This window comes from Limnohabitans sp. JirII-31 (genome assembly GCF_002778315.1).
GTDB lineage: Bacteria > Pseudomonadota > Gammaproteobacteria > Burkholderiales > Burkholderiaceae_C > Limnohabitans.
Window position 1 is genome coordinate 88285 of the sequence record NZ_NESA01000004.1, and the last position, 25032, is coordinate 113316.

The 25032-nt window shown below is 59.5% G+C and carries 28 protein-coding genes and 1 tRNA gene; 24 read left to right on the plus strand and 5 right to left on the minus strand.

What is annotated here, in order from left to right:
* The first annotated feature begins 21 nt into the window (after nucleotides 1-21).
* From B9Z41_RS07000 to B9Z41_RS07060, 13 genes are all read left to right on the plus strand, one after another.
* On the plus strand, nucleotides 22-618 hold the full coding sequence (locus tag B9Z41_RS07000) for a DUF3305 domain-containing protein (protein ID WP_100146336.1): 597 nt from the start codon (nucleotides 22-24) through the stop codon (nucleotides 616-618).
* Nucleotides 608-1195, plus strand: coding sequence for a DUF3306 domain-containing protein (locus B9Z41_RS07005; protein WP_100146337.1), 588 nt, complete (start codon nucleotides 608-610; stop codon nucleotides 1193-1195). The genes B9Z41_RS07000 and B9Z41_RS07005 overlap by 11 nt, the downstream gene beginning before the upstream one ends.
* On the plus strand, nucleotides 1122-3221 hold the full coding sequence (locus B9Z41_RS07010) for a 4Fe-4S binding protein (RefSeq protein ID WP_100146338.1): 2100 nt from the start codon (nucleotides 1122-1124) through the stop codon (nucleotides 3219-3221). The genes B9Z41_RS07005 and B9Z41_RS07010 overlap by 74 nt, the downstream gene beginning before the upstream one ends.
* The gene (locus B9Z41_RS07015; protein WP_100146339.1) at nucleotides 3221-3844 is read left to right on the plus strand and encodes a molecular chaperone; all 624 of its coding nucleotides are present in this window, start codon (nucleotides 3221-3223) and stop codon (nucleotides 3842-3844) included. Before B9Z41_RS07010 ends, B9Z41_RS07015 begins: the two co-directional genes overlap by 1 nt.
* Nucleotides 3845-3996: 152 nt before the next feature.
* The gene (locus B9Z41_RS07020) at nucleotides 3997-4200 is read left to right on the plus strand and encodes a formate dehydrogenase (RefSeq protein WP_100146488.1); all 204 of its coding nucleotides are present in this window, start codon (nucleotides 3997-3999) and stop codon (nucleotides 4198-4200) included.
* 32 nt (nucleotides 4201-4232) lie between these two features.
* Nucleotides 4233-7199, plus strand: a complete 2967-nt coding sequence (locus B9Z41_RS07025) for a formate dehydrogenase subunit alpha (RefSeq protein WP_100146340.1) — start codon at nucleotides 4233-4235, stop codon at nucleotides 7197-7199.
* A 13-nt stretch (nucleotides 7200-7212) separates the two neighbouring features.
* Nucleotides 7213-7839, plus strand: a complete 627-nt coding sequence (fdh3B, locus tag B9Z41_RS07030) for a formate dehydrogenase FDH3 subunit beta (RefSeq protein ID WP_100146341.1) — start codon at nucleotides 7213-7215, stop codon at nucleotides 7837-7839.
* Nucleotides 7836-8069: a hypothetical protein gene (locus tag B9Z41_RS07035; protein ID WP_369823299.1), complete on the plus strand. Its 234-nt coding sequence runs from the start codon at nucleotides 7836-7838 to the stop codon at nucleotides 8067-8069. The genes fdh3B and B9Z41_RS07035 overlap by 4 nt, the downstream gene beginning before the upstream one ends.
* 14 nt (nucleotides 8070-8083) lie before the next feature.
* Nucleotides 8084-9235 (plus strand): formate dehydrogenase subunit gamma, encoded by a 1152-nt coding sequence (locus B9Z41_RS07040; RefSeq protein WP_100146489.1) that lies wholly within the window; start codon nucleotides 8084-8086, stop codon nucleotides 9233-9235.
* A 16-nt stretch (nucleotides 9236-9251) separates the two neighbouring features.
* Nucleotides 9252-9587, plus strand: a complete 336-nt coding sequence (locus tag B9Z41_RS07045; RefSeq protein ID WP_100146342.1) for a hypothetical protein — start codon at nucleotides 9252-9254, stop codon at nucleotides 9585-9587.
* Nucleotides 9588-9658: 71 nt separating this feature from the next.
* The gene (locus tag B9Z41_RS07050) at nucleotides 9659-10522 is read left to right on the plus strand and encodes a formate dehydrogenase accessory sulfurtransferase FdhD (RefSeq protein ID WP_100146343.1); all 864 of its coding nucleotides are present in this window, start codon (nucleotides 9659-9661) and stop codon (nucleotides 10520-10522) included.
* Nucleotides 10519-13143 carry an ABC transporter permease gene (locus B9Z41_RS07055; RefSeq protein ID WP_100146344.1) on the plus strand — a complete coding sequence of 875 codons (2625 nt, stop codon included), beginning with the start codon at nucleotides 10519-10521 and terminating at the stop codon, nucleotides 13141-13143. Before B9Z41_RS07050 ends, B9Z41_RS07055 begins: the two co-directional genes overlap by 4 nt.
* 20 nt (nucleotides 13144-13163) lie before the next feature.
* On the plus strand, nucleotides 13164-13568 hold the full coding sequence (locus B9Z41_RS07060) for a group II truncated hemoglobin (RefSeq protein ID WP_100146345.1): 405 nt from the start codon (nucleotides 13164-13166) through the stop codon (nucleotides 13566-13568).
* A 57-nt stretch (nucleotides 13569-13625) separates the two neighbouring features.
* Here B9Z41_RS07060 and B9Z41_RS07065 read toward each other — a convergent pair whose 3' ends face one another.
* The gene (locus B9Z41_RS07065) at nucleotides 13626-14267 is read right to left on the minus strand and encodes a Smr/MutS family protein (RefSeq protein ID WP_100146346.1); all 642 of its coding nucleotides are present in this window, start codon (nucleotides 14265-14267) and stop codon (nucleotides 13626-13628) included.
* A complete protein-coding gene (radC, locus tag B9Z41_RS07070; protein WP_100146491.1) occupies nucleotides 14264-14941 on the minus strand; it encodes a DNA repair protein RadC in 678 nt (225 codons plus the stop codon). The genes B9Z41_RS07065 and radC overlap by 4 nt, the downstream gene beginning before the upstream one ends.
* Before the next feature lie 59 nt (nucleotides 14942-15000).
* Between radC and B9Z41_RS07075 the strand changes: the two genes are divergently transcribed.
* The 5 genes from B9Z41_RS07075 to B9Z41_RS07095 all read left to right on the plus strand — a co-directional run bounded on the left by B9Z41_RS07075 (nucleotide 15001) and on the right by B9Z41_RS07095 (nucleotide 18333).
* Nucleotides 15001-15465, plus strand: a complete 465-nt coding sequence (locus B9Z41_RS07075; protein WP_233202574.1) for a peptidylprolyl isomerase — start codon at nucleotides 15001-15003, stop codon at nucleotides 15463-15465.
* Nucleotides 15462-16394 carry a 4-hydroxy-3-methylbut-2-enyl diphosphate reductase gene (gene ispH / locus B9Z41_RS07080; protein ID WP_100146348.1) on the plus strand — a complete coding sequence of 311 codons (933 nt, stop codon included), beginning with the start codon at nucleotides 15462-15464 and terminating at the stop codon, nucleotides 16392-16394. Before B9Z41_RS07075 ends, ispH begins: the two co-directional genes overlap by 4 nt.
* A gap of 19 nt (nucleotides 16395-16413) precedes the next feature.
* Nucleotides 16414-17736: a serine--tRNA ligase gene (gene serS / locus B9Z41_RS07085; protein ID WP_100146349.1), complete on the plus strand. Its 1323-nt coding sequence runs from the start codon at nucleotides 16414-16416 to the stop codon at nucleotides 17734-17736.
* Nucleotides 17733-18218 (plus strand): hypothetical protein, encoded by a 486-nt coding sequence (locus B9Z41_RS07090; RefSeq protein ID WP_100146350.1) that lies wholly within the window; start codon nucleotides 17733-17735, stop codon nucleotides 18216-18218. Before serS ends, B9Z41_RS07090 begins: the two co-directional genes overlap by 4 nt.
* 24 nt (nucleotides 18219-18242) lie before the next feature.
* Nucleotides 18243-18333 (plus strand) — tRNA-Ser (locus B9Z41_RS07095).
* A 148-nt stretch (nucleotides 18334-18481) separates the two neighbouring features.
* Here B9Z41_RS07095 and B9Z41_RS07100 read toward each other — a convergent pair.
* Nucleotides 18482-19459: a tripartite tricarboxylate transporter substrate binding protein gene (locus B9Z41_RS07100; RefSeq protein ID WP_100146351.1), complete on the minus strand. Its 978-nt coding sequence runs from the start codon at nucleotides 19457-19459 to the stop codon at nucleotides 18482-18484.
* 191 nt (nucleotides 19460-19650) lie between these two features.
* Here B9Z41_RS07100 and B9Z41_RS07105 point away from each other — a divergent pair, with 191 nt between their 5' ends.
* The 3 genes from B9Z41_RS07105 (at nucleotide 19651) to B9Z41_RS07115 (ending at nucleotide 21637) form a co-directional block, all read left to right on the plus strand.
* Nucleotides 19651-19857: a heme-binding protein gene (locus B9Z41_RS07105; protein ID WP_199172953.1), complete on the plus strand. Its 207-nt coding sequence runs from the start codon at nucleotides 19651-19653 to the stop codon at nucleotides 19855-19857.
* A gap of 107 nt (nucleotides 19858-19964) precedes the next feature.
* Complete coding sequence (locus B9Z41_RS07110) at nucleotides 19965-21191, plus strand: voltage-gated chloride channel family protein (protein WP_100146353.1); 1227 nt, start codon at nucleotides 19965-19967, stop codon at nucleotides 21189-21191.
* Nucleotides 21188-21637, plus strand: a complete 450-nt coding sequence (locus tag B9Z41_RS07115; protein ID WP_100146354.1) for a hypothetical protein — start codon at nucleotides 21188-21190, stop codon at nucleotides 21635-21637. Before B9Z41_RS07110 ends, B9Z41_RS07115 begins: the two co-directional genes overlap by 4 nt.
* 92 nt (nucleotides 21638-21729) lie before the next feature.
* Here the strand turns inward: B9Z41_RS07115 and B9Z41_RS07120 are convergent, their stop codons facing one another.
* The gene (locus B9Z41_RS07120) at nucleotides 21730-21927 is read right to left on the minus strand and encodes a hypothetical protein (protein WP_100146355.1); all 198 of its coding nucleotides are present in this window, start codon (nucleotides 21925-21927) and stop codon (nucleotides 21730-21732) included.
* A gap of 38 nt (nucleotides 21928-21965) precedes the next feature.
* On the opposite strand from B9Z41_RS07120, the gene B9Z41_RS07125 reads away from it, so the two are divergent.
* Genes B9Z41_RS07125 through ccmB form a run of 3 tightly spaced genes read left to right on the plus strand, consistent with a single transcriptional unit; the run spans nucleotide 21966 to nucleotide 24215 of the window.
* Nucleotides 21966-22889, plus strand: coding sequence for a GNAT family N-acetyltransferase (locus B9Z41_RS07125; protein ID WP_100146356.1), 924 nt, complete (start codon nucleotides 21966-21968; stop codon nucleotides 22887-22889).
* A gap of 10 nt (nucleotides 22890-22899) precedes the next feature.
* Nucleotides 22900-23538, plus strand: a complete 639-nt coding sequence (gene ccmA, locus B9Z41_RS07130; protein ID WP_100146492.1) for a cytochrome c biogenesis heme-transporting ATPase CcmA — start codon at nucleotides 22900-22902, stop codon at nucleotides 23536-23538.
* Nucleotides 23535-24215, plus strand: coding sequence for a heme exporter protein CcmB (ccmB, locus tag B9Z41_RS07135; protein WP_100146357.1), 681 nt, complete (start codon nucleotides 23535-23537; stop codon nucleotides 24213-24215). The genes ccmA and ccmB overlap by 4 nt, the downstream gene beginning before the upstream one ends.
* 5 nt (nucleotides 24216-24220) lie before the next feature.
* On the opposite strand, the gene B9Z41_RS07140 is transcribed toward ccmB, so the two are convergent.
* Nucleotides 24221-24805 (minus strand): hemerythrin domain-containing protein, encoded by a 585-nt coding sequence (locus tag B9Z41_RS07140; protein WP_100146358.1) that lies wholly within the window; start codon nucleotides 24803-24805, stop codon nucleotides 24221-24223.
* Nucleotides 24806-25032 lie beyond the last annotated feature (227 nt).

Below are 25032 nucleotides of genomic sequence, written 5' to 3' on the forward strand. Positions count from 1 at the left end.
CTGGCCCGCTAACATCGCCGCATGAATTCTCGTCCCAGTTTGCAAGTTGCCGTGGTCATGCGTCGTGAACGTGTGCCCGGTGCCATGAGCCAGTGGCAGCCCTGGCGTTGGGTCTTGCACGATGTGTTGGGCCACGACCTCACGCCACACGCGCAGCACTTTGGCAGCGCACCGCGTTGTTTGCGTCACACCGACGACGAGCAACTGTGGCTGCACCCAGGCTTTAAGGTTGAACTGTTTCGCGACGACGCCGAAGGCTACTACCTCAACGCCACCACCCCCGCACCGTGCTGGTTTGTCTTGTGGCGCATGGAAGAAGAGCCTGCCATCAGTGACCAGGTGATGGCGGTGCCCACCATGGTGAGCCTGAGTTACCACGACGCGGGCCGTTGGTTGGATGCGCAAGAAAACGTTGACCAGATCGCTGCTCCCGAAGAGGTGGTGGCCTGGATGGCCGCATTTGCCGAAGAACACTGGGTCGCCGAGGTCAAGCGCCGCAGACGTCCCGACAGTTTCAAACCTCTGCAAGACCGCTTTGGCAATCCAGCGGCGGTGAGCACCAGCAAATTGCGTGGTGGCGGGCCGGGTTCAGGCAATGGGGGAACACATGGCGAATGACGACACACCCGCTGGCTTCTTAGGCCGTTGGTCGCGCCGCAAGGCCGAGGTGCGCGAAGGCAAACCTGTGGCTGACCCGGTGCCCGCCAGCGTGCGGGTGGTGACGCCCGTGCAAACACTCAACGATCCAACGCCTGACCCGCAGACCCAAACGTCTGCCACGCCTGCCACGCCTGCGCCCACCTTGGACGATGTGCAGTCACTCACCCCCGAGTCTGACTACACACCCTTCATGGCCCGTGGCGTCACGTCGGACGTGAAAAACGCAGCCATGAAAAAACTCTTCACCGATCCTCACTTCAATGTGATGGACCGCATGGATGTGTACATCGACGATTACGGTCAACCCGACCCAATTCCTCTGGCCATGCTGCGTCAAATGAATGGCGCCAAGTTTTTGAACCTGTTTGACGAAGAAACCCAAACGCCCGCAGACGCCCCACCTCAACTCGTGGCACAGTCCGTCCCTGCCCAAACCCTTTCACCCACCGACACCACCACGCATGACCACGCTGATTTGCGACTGCAACCAGACCCAACCCCTCGACCCGAAAGCACTGGGCCAGAGCCTGCATGAAGACCTGACCTTGCACACGGCCCTGTGCCGTCGTGAAGCGGGCGCTTTTCTCAACGCGGTACAAAGCACCACCGACGAGGTGGTGGTGGCGTGCACGCAAGAGCAGCGCTTGTTTGGTGACTTGGCTGCGCAAGCGCAAGCCAAAACTTCGGTCATCAAGTTTGTCAACATCCGCGAAACCGGCGGCTGGAGCCGCGACGCCAAACAAGCCTCGCCCAAAATCGCCGCACTGCTGGCCACCGCGCATTTGCCAGAGCCAGAGCCCGTGCCCACCGTCACCTTCAAGAGTGCGGGGCGCTTGCTGATCATTGGCGCCCTGGATGCGGCTGAACAAGCGGCGGCCTTGCTCTCGGATGTGCTCAACGTCACTCTTTTTACCCAAGGGCCAGGCGAGGCGGGGGGGGCACAAAGTCGCCGCTACCCCGTCTTGGGCGGGCAGGTGCTGCGCGTGGAGGGCTGGTTGGGCGCGTTCAAACTCACCTGGTCCAGCAACAACCCGATCGACTTGGATATGTGCACCCGCTGCAACGCCTGTGTGGTGGCTTGCCCAGAACAAGCCATTGGCTTGGACTACCAAATTGACCTGAGCAAGTGCCAGTCACACCGCGACTGCGTGACCGCCTGCGGTGCGGTGGGCGCCATCAACTTCCAGCGTGAGGCCGCGCCAGAAACGGCCGACTTTGACTTGGTGCTCGACTTGCGCGCACACAGCGCCTTCAGCCGCCACGCGCTGCCGCAAGGTTATTTCCGCCAAGCCGATGCGGCCACCTTGCTGCGCTTGCGCGAGTTGGTGGGCGAGTTTGAAAAACCGCGTTTCTTTGCCTACAAACAAAAGCTGTGCGCACACAGCCGCAACGAGCAAGTGGGTTGCCGGGCGTGCGTGGACATCTGCTCGGCTGAAGCGATCAGCTCTGAATCCGCGCGTCAACAGATCAAGGTCAACCCCAACCTGTGTGTGGGCTGCGGTGCCTGCACCACGGTGTGTCCGACGGGCGCTTTGAGCTATGCCTACCCGAGTGCGCCTGAACAGGGTGTGAAACTCAAAACCCTGCTGAGCACTTACCAACAGGCCGGTGGCCAAGACCCCGTGTTGCTGTTGCACAGCCAAGAGGCGGGTCTTGCCTTGGTGCATGAGCTGGGCCGTGCGGCCCAGTTGCAGCTGGCCCAGGGCGTGCCCGCGCATGTGATTCCGGTCTCGCTGTGGCACACCGCCAGCCTGGGGCTGGACGTGTGGCTGTCCGCGCTGGCTTACGGCGCTGCGCAAGTTTTGGTGTTGGTCACCCGCGAAGAAGCACCGCAATACGCCGATGGCTTGCAAGCCCAAATGAACCAAGCCCAGGCCATGCTCGAAGGTTTGGGCTATGCCTTGCCTGGCCAACCCGTGTTGCAACTGGTGCATGCCACGCAGGCGCTGGAGCTGGATGCCGAATTGCAACGTGTGTGCAGTGGCAAACAGCGTCTGCGCTCACGCCTGCCTGTGGCCACCTTTGCCTTGATGAATGACAAACGCAGCAGCTTGAGCTTGCTGGTCGACCACTTGTTGGAGCATGCACCTGCTTTGAAAGCCAACACGGCACCTGAGGCCTTGAGCCTGCCCGCCGATGGCGCATTGTTTGGCTCGGTGGACGTGAACAAAGACAGCTGCACCTTGTGCATGAGTTGCGTCAGCGCTTGCCCGGCCAATGCCTTGCAAGACAACCAACAAGCCCCGCAACTGCGCTTCGTTGAGAAGAACTGCGTGCAATGCGGCCTGTGTGTCACCACCTGTCCTGAAAACGCCTTGCAGTTGGTGCCGCGCTTGTTGCTGACCGCACAACGCAAAGAGCTGCGCGTGCTCAACGAAACCCAACCCTATGGCTGTGTGCGTTGTGGCAAACCCTTTGGCACGCTCAAGGGCATTGAGGCCATGATGGCCAAACTGGCGGGACATTCGATGTTCCAAGGCGCGGCGCTGGAGCGCCTCAAAATGTGCGGCGACTGCCGTGTGATTGACATTTATTCCTCGGGTGACGAGCAAAAAATCTGATGACCCAAACAGCCCCCCATCTGTCTTCCGCCCTTGACGAAGAAACTGCCCGTGCCGAGTTGTACGGACTGATCGCCGAGCTGTTTTACGCCTCGCCTGCGCCTGCCTTGTTGGCGCAGTTGCGTGTGGCTGCCACCGAAGCGCCTGCCTCCGGCGGGTTTTTAGAAGAGCCTTGGCGCGCCCTGGTGGGCACGGCGCGCGACATGGACGACGCCAGCATCCAGCGCGAGCACGAGGCCTTGTTTGGCGGCGTCGGCAAGCCCGAGGTGTATGTGTATGCCTCGCATTACCTGAGCGGTTTCCTGAACGAAAAGCCGTTGGCGCAACTGCGCACCGATCTGGCCGCTTTGGGCCTCACGCGCGATGCAGCCTCCATGTCGGAGACCGAAGACCATGTGTCTTACCTCATGGAAGTCATGCGTTTTTTGGTGGCGGGTGATGATGTCGCGGTTTCTAACTTGACCCAACAAGCCAAGTTCTTTGCGGCCCATGTTCAGGCCTGGGTGTTGGGTTTGTGCGATGTCTTGCAAGCCAATCCACGGGCGCGTTTTTACGCCGCCTTGGCTGAACTCACGCGCGCCTTTGTCAGCGTCGAGACCCAAGGCTTTGACATGTTGGCGTGAAGCCTTCAGTCAAAAGGCTTAGAAATAATTTCGCGTTCAGCCGATACCCCATCAACGGGATGGGGCATGACGTTATTACTTACCAACTTTGGTTCTAGAACCATTACAGTATGCAATGTCGTGCATATCCACGACCAGACGAGGAGATCGACATGAAAAAAGAACAAACCCAGGCGTCGCGCCGTGGATTTTTTATGGGTGCCGCTGCGGCGGGTGCTGCCGCTGCTGCGGTCACTGCACTGCCCCGCGTGAACCTTCCCACCGAAGTGGCCGCCTTGAAGCCTGCGCCTGAAAACGGCGGTGGTTACAGCTTGAGCGAACACGTCAAGCGCTACTACCAGACCACCCGCGTCTGAGTGACCTGAACCGAATTCGCAGGAGTACCTCTATGTTGCTGACCCGTAAATCTGACGCTGCCCAGTCTGGCAGTTCTGGCTTGGTCGACCGCCTGCAGCGCGGTTTGTCGCAAGCGTTGCCTACTTTGGATCGTCGTGGCTTCTTGCGCCGTTCCGGTCTGGGTGTGGGGGTTGGCTTGGCCGCCACCCAATTGAGTTTGGTGAAAAAAGCCGATGCAGCCGATGCAGCCAATGCCACCGCAGGCAACGGCACGGGCAAGATTGAAGTCAAACGCACGGTGTGCACCCACTGCTCGGTGGGTTGTGCGGTCGATGCTGTGGTGGAAAACGGTGTGTGGGTACGTCAAGAACCTGTGTTCGACTCCCCCATCAACTTGGGCGCACATTGCGCCAAAGGTGCGGCCCTGCGTGAGCACGGTCATGGTGAATTCCGCCTGCGCTACCCCATGAAGCTGGTCAACGGCAAGTACGAGCGCATCAGCTGGGACACGGCCCTGACCGAAATCAGCGCCAAGTTGCTAGAGCTGCGCAAAGCCAGCGGTCCTGACTCGATTTACTGGATTGGCTCTTCCAAGCACAACAACGAGCAAGCCTATTTGCTGCGCAAGTTTGTGAGCTATTGGGGCTCCAACAACTGTGACCACCAGGCCCGTATTTGCCACTCCACCACCGTGGCCGGTGTGGCCAACACCTGGGGTTATGGCGCCATGACCAACTCGTACAACGACATGCAAAACAGCAAGGTCGCTCTGTACATCGGCTCCAACGCTGCCGAAGCTCACCCTGTGAGCATGCTGCACATGCTGCATGCCAAAGAAAACGGTTGCAAGATGATCGTGGTCGACCCACGCTTCACCCGCACAGCGGCCAAGGCTGACGAGTACGTGCGTATCCGTTCGGGCTCGGACATTGCGTTCCTGTTTGGCCTGTTGCACATCATCTTCAAGAACGGCTGGGAAGATAAGAAATACATCAACGACCGCGTGTTCGGCATGGACAAGGTCAAGGAAGAAGTGCTGGCCAAATGGTCGCCCGACAAAGTGGAAGAGGTCTGCGGCGTCAAGCCAGACCAGTTGCTCAAGATCGCCACCATGTTGAACGAGCACCGTCCCGGCACCATCGTGTGGTGCATGGGTCAGACCCAACACACCACCGGCAACGCCATCGTGCGTGCGTCGTGCATCTTGCAATTGGCTTTGGGCAACGTGGGCAAATCGGGCGGTGGCACCAACATCTTCCGCGGCCACGACAACGTGCAAGGCGCCACCGATGTGGGCCCGAACCCCGACTCATTGCCCGGTTACTACGGCTTGGTCGAAGGTGCCTGGAAGCACTTTGCCAAAGCCTGGGGCGTGGACTTTGAGTGGATCAAAGGCCGCTTTGCCAACCCCGGCATGATGAGCAAGCCTGGCATCACCGTCTCGCGCTGGATCGATGGTGTGCTGGAGAAGAACGAACTCATCGACCAAGACAGCAACCTGCGCGGCGTTTTCTACTGGGGTCATGCACCCAACTCGCAGACCCGTGGCTTAGACATGAAGCGCGCCATGGACAAGCTCGACTTGTTGGTGGTGGTCGATCCTTACCCTTCCGCCACGGCGGCCATGGCGGCCATGCCCGGCAAGGCTGAAGACCTCAACCCCAACCGCGCGGTGTACCTGCTGCCTGCGGCCACACAGTTTGAAACCAGTGGTTCGGCCACGGCCTCAAACCGCTCGCTGCAATGGCGTGAGAAAGTGATCGAGCCCCTGTGGGAGAGCCGTTCAGACCACATGATCATGTACCAATTTGCCGAAAAACTCGGCTTTGGCAAGGAGCTGGTCAAGAACTACAAGCTGCAAAAAGTCAACGGCATGGACGAGCCCATGGTGGAAGACATCTTGCGTGAAATCAACAAGTCGGTTTGGACCATTGGCTACACCGGCCAAAGCCCAGAGCGCTTGAAGGCGCACATGCGCAACATGCATTTGTTTGACGTCAAGACCTTGAAGTCAAAGGGTGGCAAAGACAAAGAAACCGGTTACGACTTCGGCGGCGACTACTTCGGTCTGCCCTGGCCTTGCTACGGCACACCTGAACTCAAGCACCCTGGCTCGCCCAACCTGTACGACACCTCCAAGCACGTCATGGACGGCGGCGGTAACTTCCGCGCCAACTTTGGTGTGGAACGTGAAGGCAAGAACCTATTGTCTGAAGACGGCTCTCATTCGTTAGGTGCTGACATCACCACCGGCTACCCCGAGCTTGATCACGTGCTGCTCAAGAAGCTGGGTTGGTGGGATGAACTCACCGATGCCGAAAAGGCGTTGGCTGAAGGCAAGAACTGGAAGACCGACAACTCAGGCGGCATGATCCGCGTGTTCATGCAAAACCATGGCTGCCACCCGTTTGGCAACGCCAAGGCCCGCGCTGTGGTGTGGAACTTCCCAGACCCCATCCCGCAACACCGCGAGCCTTTGTATGGCACGCGTCCTGACCTGGTGGCCAAGTACCCCACGCACGACGACAAGAAAGCCTTCTGGCGCCTGCCCACCTTGTACAAAACCGTGCAAGACAAAAACGTGGCCGACAAGGTGCACGAGAAGTTCCCGCTCATCCTCACCTCGGGCCGTTTGGTCGAGTACGAGGGCGGTGGCGAAGAAACCCGTTCCAACCCCTGGCTGGCTGAGTTGCAACAGGAAGCCTATGTCGAGGTGCATCCCAAGACGGCGGCGGATCGCGGCATTCGCAACGGCGAACGTGTGTGGCTGCATAGCCCCACGGGCGCACGTCTGAATGTGCAGGCCTTGGTGACCGAGCGTGTCGATACCGGCACGGTGTGGATGCCTTTCCACTTCTCGGGTCGTTGGCAAGGTGCCGACATGCTGGCGCATTACCCCAAAGGGGCCGCGCCCATTGTGCGTGGCGAGGCGGTCAACACCGCCACCACCTACGGTTACGACAGCGTGACCATGATGCAAGAGACCAAGACCACGGTCTGCAACCTCGAACGCGCTTGAAGGAGCAACAACCATGGCCCGCATGAAATTTATCTGTGACGCAGAGCGTTGCATCGAGTGCAACGGTTGCGTGACCGCTTGCAAGAACGAACACGAAGTACCTTGGGGCGTGAACCGCCGCCGCGTGGTGACCTTGAACGACGGTGTGCCCGGCGAAAAGTCGATCTCGGTGGCCTGCATGCACTGCTCCGATGCACCTTGCATGGCGGTGTGCCCCGTCAACTGTTTTTACAAAACCGACGAGGGCGTCGTGCTGCACGACAAAGACGTCTGCATCGGCTGCGGCTACTGTTCGTACGCGTGTCCCTTTGGTGCTCCTCAGTTCCCTTCGCAGGGCACCTTCGGTGTGCGCGGCAAGATGGACAAGTGCACCTTCTGCGCGGGTGGTCCAGAAGCCAACGGCAGCCAAGCCGAATTTGAAAAATATGGTCGCAACCGTTTGGCCGAAGGCAAGCTGCCAGCGTGCGCTGAAATGTGTTCGACCAAAGCCCTGCTCGCCGGTGACGGCGACGTGGTGGCCGACATCTTCCGCAACCGCGTGGTCAAACGCAACAAGGGTGCTGAAGTGTGGGGCTGGGGCACTGCTTATGGTTCCAAACAAGCAGGTCAAAAACTCGCTGCTGAAGGAGTCAAAAAATGATGTCGCGTACTTCGCTGTTGACCGTGTTGGCTGTGGCCAGCGTGGCGGGCTTGAGCGCTTGTGGTGAGAAGCCACAAACCCTGGGCACCAAAAATGACGCCACCGCCTTCAGCGGTGTGACCAACGCCTTCGTGGCACCAGGCTGGCAAGCCGGTGACAAGAACAGCTGGGAGCAGCACCTGCGTGCGCGCGCGCAATATGGCATGAACGACAACACACGCGCACCGTGAACCAGGGGCACACCATGTCACGTTCTATTCAATCGGTGTTGTGTGCGGTGTTGACGGTGCTTGCACTGTCAGCCGACGCGCAAGACAAAGCGGCAGCACCTGTCGCTGCCACAGCGCCTGCCGTGCAGAGCGTCAACATCCAAGACGTCAAACCCGACGCCAGCGATGCACCTGGTTACGCTGACCAAACCAACGCTGAGCGCAGCAAAGTGCAGCCAGGCAACAACGCGCCCATGTGGCGTGATGTGGGCAAAGGGGTTGCAGGCTACAGCAGCTTGCCCAAAGAAACCGCGCCTGAAGCAGGTGTGTTGATTCAGCCCTTTGTGCAATATCCCGGATCGCGTGTGACCAATGCGGGTGAGGCTTGGCGACAAGTGCGCAACCAGTGGCTGATTCCTTATGGTGGTTCGTTGCTGTTGATTGTGGCAGGTGCGATTGCCGTTTTCTTTTGGCGCAAGGGCGCGATTGCCATGCACGGCAAGCCCACGGGTCGCGAGATCGAGCGCTTCACCCCGTTCGAGCGCTCCGCGCACTGGGCCAACGCGATTGCGTTTGTGGTGTTGGCCATTTCTGGTTTGACCATGGCCTTTGGCAAGTTTGTGTTGCAACCCATCATCGGTGACACCTTGTTTGGTTGGCTCACCTACTTGCTGAAAAACGCCCACAACTTTGCGGGGCCGTTGTTTGCTGTGTCTTTGGTGGTGGTGTTCGTCACCTTCTTGAAAGACAACATGCCACGCAAAGGCGACCTGAACTGGTTGCTCAAAGGCGGCGGTATTTTGAGCGGTCACGAAGTGCCCTCACACCGCTTCAACGCGGGTGAAAAACTGGTGTTCTGGGGTGGCGTGTTCTTCTTGGGTGCGGTGGTGGTGGCGTCAGGTTTCGTGCTTGACAAAATCGTCCCTGGCTTGATTTACGAACGCGGCACCATGCAAGTGGCGCACATGGTCCACGCCGTGGCCACGGTGTTGATGATGGCCATGTTCATGGGACACATCTACATTGGCACCATCGGTATGGAAGGCGCCTACAAAGCCATGAAGACCGGCTATGTGGATGAAACCTGGGCCAAAGAACACCACGAACTTTGGCATGCCGACATCCAAGCAGGCAAAATTCCTGCGCACCGCAGCCCCGAAGCACCTGGCTCGACGGCACAGGCTTGATCTCAGGAGAATTTCTATGAACAAAAACCTCATTGCACTCATCCTGGCTGGCCTGAGTGCTGGCGCATTGGCCAAGTTACCTGCGCCCAGCGACGAAGCCAAGGCCAAAGCCGCCGAAGCCGCCGCCAAGACGGCACATGCAGGCAAGGTGGACGGCTACTTGCTGTGCAAGTCGCAAGACAAAGTGGCGGCTCATGTGCAAAAGACCAACAAGTCCAAAGCCGGCAAGCCTGTCGCCACCGCGCCTTGTGCGGACCCTGGCAAGTTTGTCTACACACCGCCTGAAGCGGCCCCTGTAGCCGCCGCCGCTGCACCTGCCGCCGCTCCTGCTGCTCCCGCCAAAAAATCTTAAATCCATCACAGCTTGGCTGTGCATCGGGCCGCACCTGTGGGTGGCGGCCCGTTTTGTTGTAGCCTGCACCTATGTCTGTTGTTTTGAACCTTCCCCATCTCACCCAAGCCCAAACGCCCTTGACCCGCGAGGTCAGCGTGCTCAACGAGCATGGGGAGCGCAGCATGGCGTCTATTCCGGCTGAGCGTGCGCTCACGGTGTATGTGGACAAGCGAGAGATCGTCACCCTCATGACCTTGGGCGCGCACCCCGAGTTGCTGGTGCTGGGCTATTTGCGCAACCAACGTTTGGTGGGCGCGGCTCATGAGGTGGCATCCATCACGGTCGATTGGGACGCGGGTGAGGGTGGCGCTGGCGTGGCCGCTGTCAAAACGCATGCGGGCATTGCCGATATCCAGGCGCGCACTGCACACCGCGTGGTCACCACCGGTTGCGGACAAGGCAGTGTGTTTGGTGACTTGATGGACGAGATCGACACCCTGGTGCTGCCCGATGCGCAGTTGGGCCAAGCCCGCCTGTACGCCATCTTGAACGCCATTCGTCTGCAAGAGAGCACTTACAAATCGGCTGGCTCGGTGCATGGTTGTGCTTTGTTCGATGGCGAAACTTTGCAGGTGTTTGTGGAAGACGTGGGTCGCCACAATGCCATTGACACCATTGCGGGCTGGATGTGGATGCATGGCGTGGTGTCGGGCCCTGCATCAAGTTTTTACACCACCGGTCGCCTGACCAGCGAGATGGTGCTGAAGTCGGCCCAGATGGGGGTGCCCGTGGTCATCTCGCGCAGTGGCATCACGCAAATGGGCTACGACCTGGCCGAGCGCCTGGGGCTGTGCACTTTGGGCCGTGCCACCAACAAACACTTCTTGGTCTACACCGCGCCACAGCGTGTGCAGCTCGACCCCAGCTTGGCCCAGCGCAGGGAGGCGGCATGAGTTCAACGCACACGACGCACAGCGGTGCTTGGTGGTCCATCGCGTGGCGCAGCTTGTGGCGTGATGCGCGTGCGGGCGAGTTGCGCCTGCTGATGGTGTCCGTGGCCTTGGGGGTGGCCGCCTTGAGCTCGGTCAGCTTCTTGGCCGACCGCATGAACGCGGGTTTGCAGCGTGACGCCGGGCAGTTGCTTGGCGGTGATGCGGTGGTGGTGAGCGACACGCCCACGCCTGCACACATCGTCACCTATGCGCGGGCCATGGGCCTCAAGGGTGTCACCACACTGAGCTTTCCCACCATGGCGCGCGCCGATCAAGCACAAGGCGGTGAAAGCCGCTTGGTGGCCCTCAAAGCGGTCGAGACGGGCTACCCCTTGCGCGGGCAACTCAAGGTGAGCGCAAGCCTGGCGCAAGCCCAAGCGGCCTTGGTGCAAGGTGCCGCGACGGGCTCTGGGGGCGGTGCCCGTGCCGATGTAGTCATTGCCACTGACATTCCCGCCCCAGGCGAGGTGTGGGTGGAGCTGGGCGTGCTGGAAGCCTTGGGGCTCAATATCCAAGACCGTCTGATGCTGGGCAACAGCAGTTTGCGCATCAGCCGTGTGCTGATGCAAGAACCCGACCGTGGTGCCGGCTTCATGAGCTTTGCGCCACGTGTGCTGATGAACAGCACCGATCTGGCGGCCACCGCCTTGGTGCAGCCCGCCAGTCGGGTGACCTGGCGCTACGCGGTGGTCGGGCCAGCGGCGGTGGTGCAGCGCTTCAACGACTGGGCCACGCTTGAATCCAAAAAGCCCGAGGTGCGTGGCGTGCGCGTGGAGTCGCTGGAGGCAGGACGTCCTGAAATGCGTCAAACCCTGGACCGTGCAGGCAAGTTTCTGAATTTGGTGGCTTTGCTGGCGGCTTTGCTCAGTGCGGTGGCGGTGGCGTTATCGGCGCGTGCATTTGCCGCACGCCACCTCGACGACTGCGCCATGCTGCGTGTGCTGGGCCTGAGCCAAAAACGCATTGCGCTGGCCTACAGCCTGGAATTTGTGTGGGTGGGCAGCGTGGCGAGTTTGCTGGGTTTGGCGCTGGGCTATGGCGTGCATCTGTTGTTTGTGCAGTTGCTGGCCGGGCTGGTCGACACCGCCTTGCCTGGCGCCAGTGTGTGGCCTGTGGTCTATGGTCTGGGCACGGGCTTGACCCTGTTGCTGGCCTTTGGCTTGCCACCGGTGTTGCAACTCGCCAGCGTGCCCGCCTTGCGTGTGATGCGTCGCGATGTGGGCCAGCTCAAGGCCACCACGCTGTCGGTCTGGGCCCTGGGTCTGTTGGGTTTTGGTGTGTTGCTGGTCGCTGTGAGTCGCGATGTCAAATTGGGCCTGATGGTGGTGGGTGGTTTTGCGGGTGCTGTGCTTGTGTTTGCGGGCATGGCGTGGCTGGCTGTGTGGCTGCTGCGTCGCACCGTGCGCGAAGGCACGGCCCCACCGTGGTTGATGTTGGCCACCCGGCAAATCAGTGCCCGACCTGTGTATGCCATGGTGCAGGTGAGTGCCTTGGCGGTAGGCTTGTTGGCGCTGGCACTGTTGGTGTTGTTGCGCACCGACTTGGTTAGCAGTTGGCGCAATGCCACGCCTGCCGATGCCCCGAACCGATTCGTCATCAACATCCAGCCCACCCAGGCCGACGAATTTTTACAAACCTTGCGCGATGCCGGAGTGCGCCAATTCGACTGGTACCCCATGGTGCGGGGACGTCTGGTGGCCATCAACCAGCAGGGCGTGGTGCCCGAGCACTACAAAGATGAGCGCGCGCAGCGCTTGGTGGACCGCGAGTTCAACCTGTCTTACAGCTCGCGTGCGCCTACGCACAACACCATCGTGGCGGGCGCCTGGGTGCCCGAAGAAGCCAACGCCATGAGCGTGGAAGAAGGCATTGCCAAAACCCTGGGCTTGAAGCTCGGTGACGTGCTGCGCTTTGACATGGCGGGGGTGCTGCATGAAGCGCGCATCACCTCCATCCGGCGGGTCGACTGGACCTCGATGCGTGCCAACTTCTTTGTCATGTACCCGGTCAGCCGCATGGCCGATGTGCCGCTTACCTACATCGCCGCATTTCGTGCCCCCCCACCTGCACTGCTGCCTGATCGCAGCCACAGCGCGAGTTTTGACAACCAGCTGGTGCGCCGCTTTCCCAACGTGACCAATGTGGACATGGGGGCGACCTTGAACCAGGTGCAACAGGTGCTGGGTCAAGTGGTGCAAGCAGTGGAGTTTTTGTTTTTGTTCACCCTGGCGGCAGGGCTGGTGGTGTTGTTTGCCGCCGTCACAGCCACGCGTGAAGAGCGTGCCCGCGAATACGCGGTGTTGCGTGCGCTGGGCGCATCCAACCACTTGCTGGCACGGGTGCAGCGTGCCGAGTTGGCCGGGGTAGGTGCTTTGGCGGGGTTCTTGGCCGCTTGTGTGGCCATGGCCTTGGGCTGGGGTTTGGCGCGTTACACCTTTGAATTCAATTGGAACCCGAGCCCTTGGGTGCCCTTGATTGGCGCGGCGACAGGCGCTTTGCTGGCGCTGGCTGCAGGCTGGTGGGGCTTGCGCGATGTGCTGCGCCGTCCAGTGGTACAGACCTTGCGCCAAGCCGCGGTGTGAGCGCATCGACAATAGAGCCTATGCAGATTGAAGACAAACCTCCTTTTGACACCCCGTTCGAGTGGATTGGCGGGGAAGAGCGCGTCAAGGCGCTGACCGAGCGCTTTTACGACCTGATGGATTTGGAGCCCGGCTACACCGCCTTGCGTGCGGCGCACGGCCCCAATTTGGACAACGCCCGCCAGCGCCTGTTTTGGTTTTTGTGCGGCTGGCTGGGCGGGCCGCAGCACTACACCGAGCAGTTTGGCCACCCGCGCCTGCGCATGCGCCACATGCCGTTCACCATCGGCATCCAAGAGCGCGACCAGTGGCTGGCGTGCATGGACCAAGCCATGGGAGAAACCGATGTGCCCGCTGACTTGCGCGAGCGCTTGAAAAACAGTTTCTTTCAAACCGCCGACTGGATGCGCAACCAAGGCGTGTGATGCACGGCTAGCCTGAGGCCAATGGCCCATGGCCATCCCAGCGTGACCGCTGTGCTCTCAAGCGTTGCCTGGAGCGAGCAACACCACCAAGGCCCCGGCACCGCCGTCTGAAGGCTTGGCCTGTACAAAGGCCAGCACCTCGTTTTTTTGTACCAACCACCGCTGCACTTTGGACTTGAGCACTGGCTCTTTGCCGGGCGATCCCAGGCCCTTGCCGTGTACCACCCGCACACAGCGCCAGCCCATGCGCTTGGCGTCGCGAATGAACTGACCCAGCGCCGTGCGCGCCTCGTCGCTGCGCAGGCCGTGCAGGTCAAGCTGACCTTGGATGCTCCATTCGCCCTTGCGCAGTTTGCGCGTGACGTCGGTGCCAATGCCCGGGCGTCTGAAGCTCAACTGGTCGTCCACGTCGAGCAGCGTGCTCACGTCAAACTCGTCACTCATGCTCTCCACCAAGGCCGCTTGATCGTCCAGGTCTTGTTGCAGCGGACGCGGCGTGGGGCGGTATGGCGGAATATGTACCCGCTCTTTCACGGGCAGGGGTTGCACGGCACCCACGGCGCGGGCAAACAGGTGGCGCTCGGCCTCGGCCCGGCGTTCTGCTTCGCGGCGCGCCAGTTCAGCCAAAGCGGCGGCTTGTGCCACATCGTTGATTTTTTGTCGAATGGCCCCCAGGTCTTGCAAGGATTTGGATTTCACAACAAGCCTTCTTCTGCCATGGAGAGGTATTGCCCCTGCGCCACGATGATGTGGTCGCGCACCGCCACGTCCACCAAAGCCAGCGCTTCGCGCAGGGTGCGCGTGAGCTGCAAGTCGGCTTGCGAGGGCTTGACCGTGCCACCGGGATGGTTGTGTGCCAGCACCACACCATCGGCACCCAGCGCCAAGGCGGTTTTGGCCACCTCACGTGGGTACACCGTGGTTTGTGAGAGCGAGCCCCGGAACATGGGCTGGTAAGACAACAAGCGGTTGTGCGCATCTAAAAACAACACAGCGAACACCTCGTGTTTGAGTTGGGCCAATTCAAGTTGCAGGTATTGTTTCACTGCCTTGGGCGAATTCATGACCGTGGTTTCGCGTAATTCTTGCGTCAAGGCGCGTCGGGCAATTTCGAGCACCGCCACCAACTGTGCCCGTTTGGCCGTTCCCCCCATGCCTTTGAAGGTTTTTAGCTCGGCAGCGCTGGCATGGATCAAACCCGCAAATCCATTGAAGCGTGCCAACAACTCTTGCGACAACACAAACACGCTTTTACCGGGAATGCCCGTGCGCAGCAGCAGCGCCAACAATTCGGTGTCGGTCAGCGACGTGGCGCCGTGTGTGAGCAGTTTCTCGCGGGGGCGCATCTCTGCGGGCAGGTCACGCATGTGCATCGAGTCGGTCATGAAACACATCTCCTGGTGTGGGATTGGAGGTTTCTACAATGGAGGCCATGTCTGCACCTCACTCCACCGACCACCCTACCATCGGCCCCGGCTCGTTTTTAACCTTGCACTACCGGCTTTCGGGACCGCAAGGCGACATCATCAACACCTTCGCCGAAAAACCAGCCACCTTGTCGCTGGGCTCCGGCGAGTTGTCGCCTGCGGTGGAGCTTCGCCTGATGGGTTTGGCCGAGGGCGTGCGTGCCACGTTTGAACTCGCCACTGGCGAGGCGTTTGGCGAACGCAACCCCGACATGCAGCAATGGGTGGGCAAGAGCCTGCTCAAAGAATTGGGCGATCCGCACGAGCAATACGCTGTGGGCGATGTGGTGCAGTTCCCAGCGCCCAATGGCCAGGGGTCATTCGCAGGTGCTGTGCAACAGGTCAGCGATGACGCAGTGTTGTTTGACTTCAACCACCCGCTGGCAGGTCAACCCGTGACCTTTGAAGTGCAGGTCATCGGCATCTTATGAACACGCTGCAAGACATCGTATTGGCCGAGCCGCGTGGCTTTTGTGCAGGGGTGGACCGTGCCATCGAAATCGTTGATCGTGCCTTGCAAAAATTTGGCACTCCCGTTTATGTGCGTCATGAGATCGTGCACAACACCTTTGTGGTGGAAGACCTCAAGCAGCGTGGTGCCATCTTCATCGAAGACTTGAACGACGTGCCCGCTGGTGCCACCCTGGTGTTCAGCGCCCACGGCGTGCCCAAGTCGGTTGAGCAAGAGGCCGAGCGACGGGGTTTTCGGGTCTTTGATGCCACCTGTCCGTTGGTGACCAAGGTCCATGTGGAAGTGGCCAAGCTGCACAAAGAGGGCTACGAATTCATCATGATTGGTCACAAAGGCCACCCCGAGGTCGAAGGCACCATGGGCCAGTTGAGCAGTGGCATTTATTTGGTGGAAGATGTGGCCGATGTGGCCCGTGTTCAACCCAGCCAGACCGAGCGCTTGGCCGTGGTGACCCAAACCACCTTGAGCGTCGACGATGCGGCAGAGATCAGCCGTGCGGTGACCGCGCGCTTTCCTCATGTGCGCCAACCCAAGCAGCAAGACATTTGCTATGCCACGCAAAACCGTCAGGACGCAGTCAAGCTCTTGAGCGCGCAAGTCGACTTGGTCATTGTGGTGGGCAGCCCCACCAGCTCCAACAGCAACCGCCTGCGCGATGTGGCACAACGCTACGGTGCCGAGAGCTACATGGTTGACAACGCCGGCGAGTTGCAAGAGGCGTGGTTTGTCGGCAAGACCCACATTGGTTTGACCGCCGGTGCGTCAGCCCCCGACATCTTGGTGCAACAAGTCATTGCCCGCATACGCGCCTTGGGCGCACTCTCGGTGCGCACCTTGGATGGCGTGCAAGAAACCATCAAGTTCCCATTGCCCAAAGGTTTGAAGTAGGCCTCATTACAATGGCGGGATGCTAGATATCACCCTGCTTCGCCGCGATTTACCCCACGTCATCGCCCGCCTCGAAACCCGCAAAAACCCACAAGCTTTTCTGAATGTGGCGGCTTACCAGGCGCTTGAAAACGAGCGCAAGACGCTGCAAACCCGCACCGAGGAATTGCAGTCCAGCCGCAACAGCTTGTCCAAACAAATTGGGCAGCTCAAAGCCAAAGGCGAAAACGCCGATGCGGTGATGGCGCAAGTCGCTGACCTCAAAGCCGAACTCGACAGCTCGGCCGTGCGCCTGGATGCGCTGCAAGCCGAATTGCAAACCCTGTTGCTGGCGGTGCCCAACCTGCCGCACGACAGTGTGCCCGTGGGCACTGACGAACACGGCAATGTGGAGTTGCGCCGCTGGAGCCCCACAGGCACCCAACCCACGCCCTTGGGCTTTGCGCCCAAAGACCATGTGGATTTGGGCGAACCGCTGGGCCTGGACTTTGAAATGGGCGTCAAGCTCTCAGGCTCGCGCTTCACCGTGATGAAGGGCCCGATTGCCCGTTTGCATCGCGCCTTGGCGCAGTTCATGTTGGATGTGCAAACCCAGGAGCATGGGTATACCGAGTGCTACACCCCCTACATCGTCAACGCCGAAAGCCTCAAAGGCACGGGTCAGTTGCCCAAGTTTGAAGAAGATTTGTTTGCCGCCAAAAAAGGCGGTCAAGATGGCGAAGCCAGTGGTGAGAACACCGCGCTGTATTTGATTCCGACCAGCGAAGTGCCCTTGACCAACTTTGTGCGCGACGTCATCGTGGCCGAGAGCGAGTTACCCATCAAGTTGACGGCACACACCCCGTGCTTTCGCTCCGAAGCGGGCAGTGCAGGGCGTGACACCCGTGGCCTGATTCGCCAACACCAGTTCGACAAAGTGGAGATGGTGCAAATTGTTCATCCGGACCAAAGCTACGCGGCTTTGGAGGACATGACGCGCCATGCCGAAGCCATTTTGCAAAAGCTCGGTTTGCCCTACCGCGTGATGGCACTGTGCACGGGCGACATGGGCTTTGGTGCCAGCAAAACTCACGACTTGGAGGTGTGGTTGCCCGCGCAAAACACGTACCGTGAAATCAGCTCGGTGTCCAACTGCGAAACCTTCCAGTCACGCCGCTTGCAAGCGCGTTTTAAAAATGCACAAGGCAAAAACGAATTGGTTCACACCTTGAATGGTTCTGGCTTGGCCGTGGGCCGCACTTTGGTGGCGGTGCTTGAAAATCACCAGCAAGCCGACGGCAGCATCCGCGTGCCAGAGGCGCTGCGCCCCTACATGGGTGGCATCACGGAGTTGCGCGCATGAAACACATCCTCATGGTTTGCTTGGCGGTCGGTTTGGTGGCGTGCAGCTCAACCGCGCCGTCGGTGAGCCTTGAGAATGGCCCTGACAGCACCACGGCGCGATTGGGTGTGGACCAACTCGGTCGCACGCCCCTGCCGGTGGGCAGCAAGATGCGAGGACCCGAATCTCTGATTTTTGGCGTGGGTGACAACTGGATGGGGCGTGCCGTGGTGGAGTTACCCACCGATGCTTCAGCCAGTTACAACTTCTTTGCCGATCAGTTTCCACGTCAAGGCTGGACCTTGGTGGCGGCTGTGCGTGGCAAGAAAAACCTGTTGGTGTTCACGCGTGGCGACCGCTCGGCCACGGTGGAGTTGGACGAAGGGGGCTTGTTCAGCAACGTGGTGGCACACATCACCATCAGCCCAACGGGCGGCCTATCCACACCAACGCCTGGCGCGGTAGCGCAACCCTTGGGCAGCACCGGCGCGCGTCGCCCCTGAGATAGAATATCGGCTTCGAACACAGGAGCGATGGCAGAGTGGTCGAATGCGCCGGACTCGAAATCCGGTATACGGTTATGCCGTATCGAGGGTTCGAATCCCTCTTGCTCCGCCAGTAAACAAAAAAGCGCCCTCCGGGCGCTTTTTTGTTTCTATCCCTGATTCATCCACTTATTGGTTGCACTTGGGGCGGCTGTACTACCGCGAGCACGCGCTGACCAGGGTTTCGCAGAGCATCTTTAGGCCCATAGGGTCAGGCTCGATCATTGCGGCACCCAACCTGCCCCTTTGAGCAATTCACTGTGTAGCTTGATCTCGCGGGAAATCATCTGGCGCAATTCCTCCGGACTGGTTGTCGCCACATCCATCGCGGTTTCTGCCAATTTGGCTTTCATTTCCGGATCAAATGCATCCCTTACTGCGCGATTGAGCTGATTGATGATGGGTGCAGGTGTATTGGCGGGTGCCAGCATGGCGATCCATAACTCCACGCTCAGGTTAGCCAGACCTTGTTCTTGCATAGTCGGAACTTGCGGAAACAGCTGTGAGCGGTTTTGACCCATCACACCAAGCGGATGCAAGGTGCCAGCCTTGATGTGCGGCATGGCTTCGGTCATCACCGCAAACACGCTATCGACTGTGCCAGCCAATAAATCATTGATCGCTAAAGCACCGCCCTTGTACGGCACATGTAGCAAATTGGTACGGGTCTTAGATTCGAACAAAAGCCCGACCAAATGCTGTGGGCTGCCATCCCCAGAGCTGGCATAGGTCAGCTTGCCTGGGTTGGCTTTCGCGGCGGCTACGAATGCACCTGCGTTGGGGTATTTTTGTTTGTCCTTAACCACTAAGACCATGGGCTGAGTGACCAAACGTGTGATTGGTGCAAAGTCAGTCTCTGGATCGTACGACAGTGATTTAAAGATGCTTTTATTGGTCGCCAAAAAGGAAAGTGGCGAGATGGTGATTGTGTAGCCATCCGCAGGCGCCTTGGCCACCTGAGACATACCAATTTGGCCAGATCCCCCGGCCTTGTTGTCCACTATCACCGGCTGCCCTAAATTGGCCGATAACTTTTGACCCAATGTGCGCGCCAACATGTCGACCCCACCGCCCGCTGGCAATGCGACGATGACTTTTATTGGTTGAGCCGGGTATTTGCTTTGCGCAAACAGGGGAGTCACTGAAAGCAAGGCGACTAACGCGGCCGCTGTGCAGAGATAGGTACGACGGTCGATCATGGTAAAAATTCTTTCAAGAGTTGCAGCAAACTCATCTCCGTTGAGACCGAGCGCTATTTGTTGGCGGTCAGACAGCCATCTGCCTCGAATGTGCCTACATTCTGATGCAATCCGATGATGTATAGACAACTTTTTAATTGATCGGAGACGCTGCGAACTGTCCGGCGACACGACCGAATTTTCAGAGCGCCTTGGCAGCAGCCTCAGACGGCCGGTTTATTCCTACGCCGGGCGGTGTGTTGTTGTTGAACAGCGAGCACATTGCCATTGGTGCGGTGGGTATCAGCGGCGATGCGTCTGAGAAAGACGAGTTCTGCGCGATTGAAGCCATCAAAGCGGCAGGTTTGACGCCCGAACCTGGCCAGCCAGCAGCCGACTGGAATGCCGCTGGTCTCTGAGTCGCTCAGTGAGTGATCGCTAGAATCCATCGCCATATGGACCGCACTCCCACCAGACGCCCTGCACATCGTGATGTCTTCGAGGTCTGTGGCTTGGGGGGGGATGGATGGCTGACTTGAAGCGTCCCGAATGGTGGCTGATGTGGCCACAACTGCTCAAGTGGCTGTTGCTGTCATCCTTCGTGGCTGTTTTGGCAGGCAGCGCTTCTGCCTTTTTCTTGTGGGCACTGGACTGGGCCACCACCACCCGCGACGCTCACCCTGGACTCATCTGGGCTTTGCCGGTGGCTGGTTTTGCGGTGGGCTGGCTGTATCTGGTTTGGGGCAAGTCGGTCGATGCCGGCAACAACCTGTTGATGGACGAAATCCACGACCCGCAAAAAATCATCCCCTTGCGCATGGCGCCGTTGGTGTTGGGGGGCACGGTGGTCTCGCATTTGTTTGGCGCGTCGGTGGGCCGCGAAGGCACAGCGGTGCAAATGGGGGGTGCGCTGGCTGACCAGTTGACCCATCTCTTCAAGCTCAAGCACCAAGACCGGCGCTTGATTTTGATGGCCGGCATCAGTGCCGGTTTTGCCTCGGTGTTTGGTACGCCTTTGGCGGGGGCTGTGTTTGGCCTCGAAGTGTTGGCGATTGGCCGTTTGCGTTATGACGCCTTGCTGCCGTGCGTGGTGGCGGCTGTGGTGGCAGACCAGGTGGGCTTGCTGTGGGGCGTGCATCACACGGTCTACACCCTGGCTTCTGTGCCCGCAGTGACGGCTTGGGGTTTGCTGGCCATGGTGCTGGCGGGTGCGTTGTTTGGGCTCACCGGACAAGCTTTTGCACACAGCACCCACGCACTCGGTGCGTTCATGAAAAAGCGAGTGGCTTACGCGCCAATGCGCCCCTTCATCGGTGGCGTTGTCGTGGCTGCGGCGGTGATGCTGTGGGGCCTGGAGCGCTACATTGGCCTGGGTATTCCGGTGATGGTGCAAGCTTTTGAGCAACCGTTGGCCCCGTGGGATTGGTTGGGCAAGATGGTGTTCACCGTGGTGTCCCTGGGTACCGGTTTCAAAGGCGGCGAGGTCACACCCCTGTTCTACATCGGGGCCACCTTGGGCAATGCTTTGGCACCTTTGCTGCAGTTGCCATTCGGCTTGCTGGCCGCCGTGGGCTTTGTGGCCGTGTTTGCGGGCGCTGCCAACACACCGATTGCATCGACCTTGATGGCCATGGAGTTGTTCGGCGCTGAGGTGGGCGTGTTTGCCGCCCTCGCGTGTGTCAGCAGCTATTTGTTTTCAGGTCATACCGGCATTTACCGCGCACAGCGCATTGATCACAAGAAGCACTTATGAAGCCCATGTTTGCCGCCTTGTTTTGGCCACGTTCGTTGGTGGTGATGTGCCTGTGTGTGCTCGGCGTGCAGGCTGCTTCGGCGCAGACCTTCAAAATGCCCTGCCAGGTGGAGGGCGTCATTCCTGCATTGGACGACCGCAAGATCCCACCTGAAAAGGTGGAGGTGGAAATTCAGTCCTTGGGCAAAAACATTTTCCTCAAGGTCAATGGCTCCAAGCTCTACCAAGTGCAAGCCAGCAGTTTGACCACCGATGACTTTGCGGGCAAAAACCTCACCAGCTCCAAGCAAATGGGGGCACAGCGCAAACACCAGCTCACCGGCTTGATGTCAGAAATTCGGATTGAGCGCGAGACGGTGACGCTGTACGCCTTCAACGACATCATCTACCGTGGCAAAACGGTACGTCTTCAGTTTGAGGGGCCGTGCACGGTGCCTGCACAGTGAGGTCAGACGTCGTGTGCGATCATTCCTGTCGTTTCAATCGACCTTGTCAACACACCGTGCCGTTCACTCCCCGCAGGTGGGTCCCAGCCCGCTCACAGCCCACACCAAAAGCCCGTGCAGTGGCCGGTGATGGCTTGTATCAGCAGGTCAATCAAGGTGCCCAACGCCAACAACGGCAGTCCCAGGTACACCAGCGCCCACAACACGGCTTGCAGCGTCAGACGGGGCTCTTCCAGACGGTGACCCATCACGGTTTGTTTCTTTCGGCGTTCGCGCAGGAAGTTCAGCATGGGTGTGGGTGTGACAAGCGTGTGAGGATTCTAGAGGCATGAACGTTCAATGGGATCAGGTGGACATGGCCTTTTGGGATGCCCAGCACGCCCGTGCGGCGGCACCCTTGCAGCAAGACTGGGCCTATGGCTCCACCATGAAAACTTTGGGTGTGCCTGTGTTGCGCGCCTGTGTCAGTCAAGATGGCAAGCCTGTGGCTTTGGCGCAGTTCATCGTGCGTCGATTCTTGGGGCAAATGGCGGGCATGGCGCTGTGCTCGCGCGGTCCGGTGTGGTTGCAAGATTTGAATGGAGGCGACAAAAGCCGTGTGTACCAAGCCTTGCGTCGCACCATTCCTTTGAGCAACTTGCGTTTGGTGGCCATCACGCCAGAAGAGCCTGAGGGACCTGAGTTGGGTCTCTCCAGCTGGCGTCGTGTGATGACAGGGCACAGCACGGTCATGCTCGATCTCACGCCATCCATGGACGTGTTGCGTGCACAACTCGACAAACGTTGGCGTCACCGTCTGGGCGGGGCCGAGGCCTCGGCCTTGACTGTGCACCGCGTCGGCACCAATGCGGGCCAGTACCGCTGGCTACTAGACGCTGAAATGCAGCAACGCGAGCAGCGTGGTTTGCATGGTTTGCCTTTGCCGTTTTTTGATGTGTATGTGCCTTCGCGTCAGCAGCCCAGCAAAACCATGCTGACGGTGCGAGCCGATGTGGGCCGTGACCGTGTGGCGGGCATGATGTTTTTGATCCACGGCGAAGCCGCCACCTACCACGTGGGGTGGACCAGCGATGCGGGTCGTGACCTGCATGCCCACAACCTGATTTTGTGGCGTGGCATCGAAGCCTTGCGTGAACGCGGTGTGCGCCTGCTGGACTTGGGTGGCGTCAACACCATCCGCAGCGCGGGCATTGCGCGTTTCAAGATGAGCACTGGCGGACGCGTGATCACCTATGCTGGCACTTTCATCTGAGCGCATGCACATGTTGACTTTGTCTCAGCTCTCTTGCACCCGTGGCCACAAACCTTTGTTTGCTGAGGTGAACTTGGACCTGCACGCCGGCCAAGCCCTGCACTTGGAGGGTGATAACGGCGTGGGTAAAACCAGTTTGCTGCGCATCGTTTGCGGTTTGTCGCCGGCTGATGCCGGCGAGGTGCGTTGGATGGGCCACCCCACCCGGGACGACCCCGCTGCCTTTCGCGCCGCCTTGTTTTATTTGGGGCATGCGCTCTCACTCAAAGAAGAACTCACCGCCTTGGAAAACCTGTTGTCCGATGCGGCTGTTGCCGGGCGTGCGTTGAGCCAGACCGACGCACTGTCTGCGTTGGCCCGCATGGGTTTGCGTGGGCGTGAGCATTTGCCATTGCGTGTCATGTCGCAGGGGCAAAAACGTCGCACGGCCTTGGCCCGTTTGTGGGCCAGTCAGGCCCCGCTGTGGGTGCTGGACGAACCTTTTGTGGCCCTGGATATCAAGGCGGTGGATGCGTTGCGGGTGTTGATGGCCGAGCATGTGACCCAAGGCGGCATGGTGTTGTTCACCAGCCATCAGGCGGTCAATCTGGTGCGCACCGATGGCACGCCGGTCGATGTGCAGCGTTATCGCTTGGAGGCTGCTCCATGAGTTCGACCACGGGGGCCGCTTTTGCTGCGGTGCTACGACGGGACTTGCTGCTGGCCATGCGCCGCAAAAGCGAAGTCTTGACCGCTGTGTTTTTCTTTGTCGTCGTGGCGGCCTTGTTTCCGTTGGGCATTGGCCCCGAGCTCAACACCTTGCGTCTGGTGGCACCGGGTGTGTTGTGGGTGGGCGCGCTGTTGTCGAGCATGCTGGCCTTGCAGCGTTTGTTTGAGGCTGACTACCGAGACGGCACCTTGGAGCAAATGGCTTTGTCACCCACACCTTTGCCGGTTTTGGTGAGCGCCAAGATGCTGGCGCACTGGTTGGTCTCCGGACTGCCCTTGGTACTTCTGGCACCGGTGCTGGGTTTGCAGTTTGATCTGTCCGCAGATGCTTTGCTCACCCTCACCTTGGCCTTGTTGGTGGGCACGCCCATTCTGTCGTTGGTGGGGGGCATTGGTGCCGCGTTGACGCTGGGTGTGCGCGGAGGCGGGGTGTTGTTGTCCTTGCTGGTCTTGCCCTTGTTCGTGCCAGTGTTGGTGTTTGGCGCGGGCGCTGTCGAGGCGCAGGCCAGTGGCTTGGGCAGTCAGGCCCATTTCTCGATTTTGATGGCCATGTTGTTGCCCGCCACCTTCTTCAGTCCCTGGGCCTGTTCCGCCGCCTTGCGCATTGCGTTGGAGTGAGGGGGTCAACCGCGGCCCAGTCCAATGGTTTCGGGGGCGTTCATGGTGATGCGGGTGAACAGGCGGTCGTACAAGGGCTCGCGTGGGTATTTGCCGGTCAAGGGGTCGCAGTTTTTCTCAAACGCTGCATCGAGTTTTTCCCAGTCTTGTGGGCTGAGCACCTGGAGTGCTGCGGGAATGACAGCTGTTTCTTCCAACTGCATGTGCTGCATGTAGAAGTCAATGAAGCGATTGGTCGCCAACTCGAAAGCGGTTTGGCGCGAATTGCCCAGCAGTTCCCAAGCCAGCAGCAGGTGCTGCAACTCACGTACGTTGGCTTCGCCTTTGGTGTGGTCGCGCTCGAGTTGCTGGATCACCTCTTTGCACTGCGGTGATTTTTCGGCCACAGCCGGAAACAGCAAGGCCGATTCTTTGGTGTGGTGCAAGCGTTCGGGAAATTCGTCGATGTAGAACAGCATGCTGCGCAGCACATCAAAGAATCTTTCTGGCGCATCTTTGGGGCCGCGCTGGAGCATCATGCGCAGCGACTGCAGCATGGCCGACAAGGCTGCGTGTTCTTCTCGGATGATGCGGATGCTGGGGTGTGTCATGGTCTTGCCTCTTGGGTACGAAATGTTGTGTTCGCAGGATGTCATACCAAGCCTCATGACCGCTTGACCCACATCAAAAGAAGAAGCTGAGGGCTAAGGCTGAGGGCTGTCTGGGGCGGCGCTTAAAATCAAGGCCTCGCGCGAATGGGGCCTGTGAGCTCCGTGATGACCTTATAGACCATGGACCGATGGGCTGTTTGGTATTCTGTGCCGTTAGCTGTTTTTGC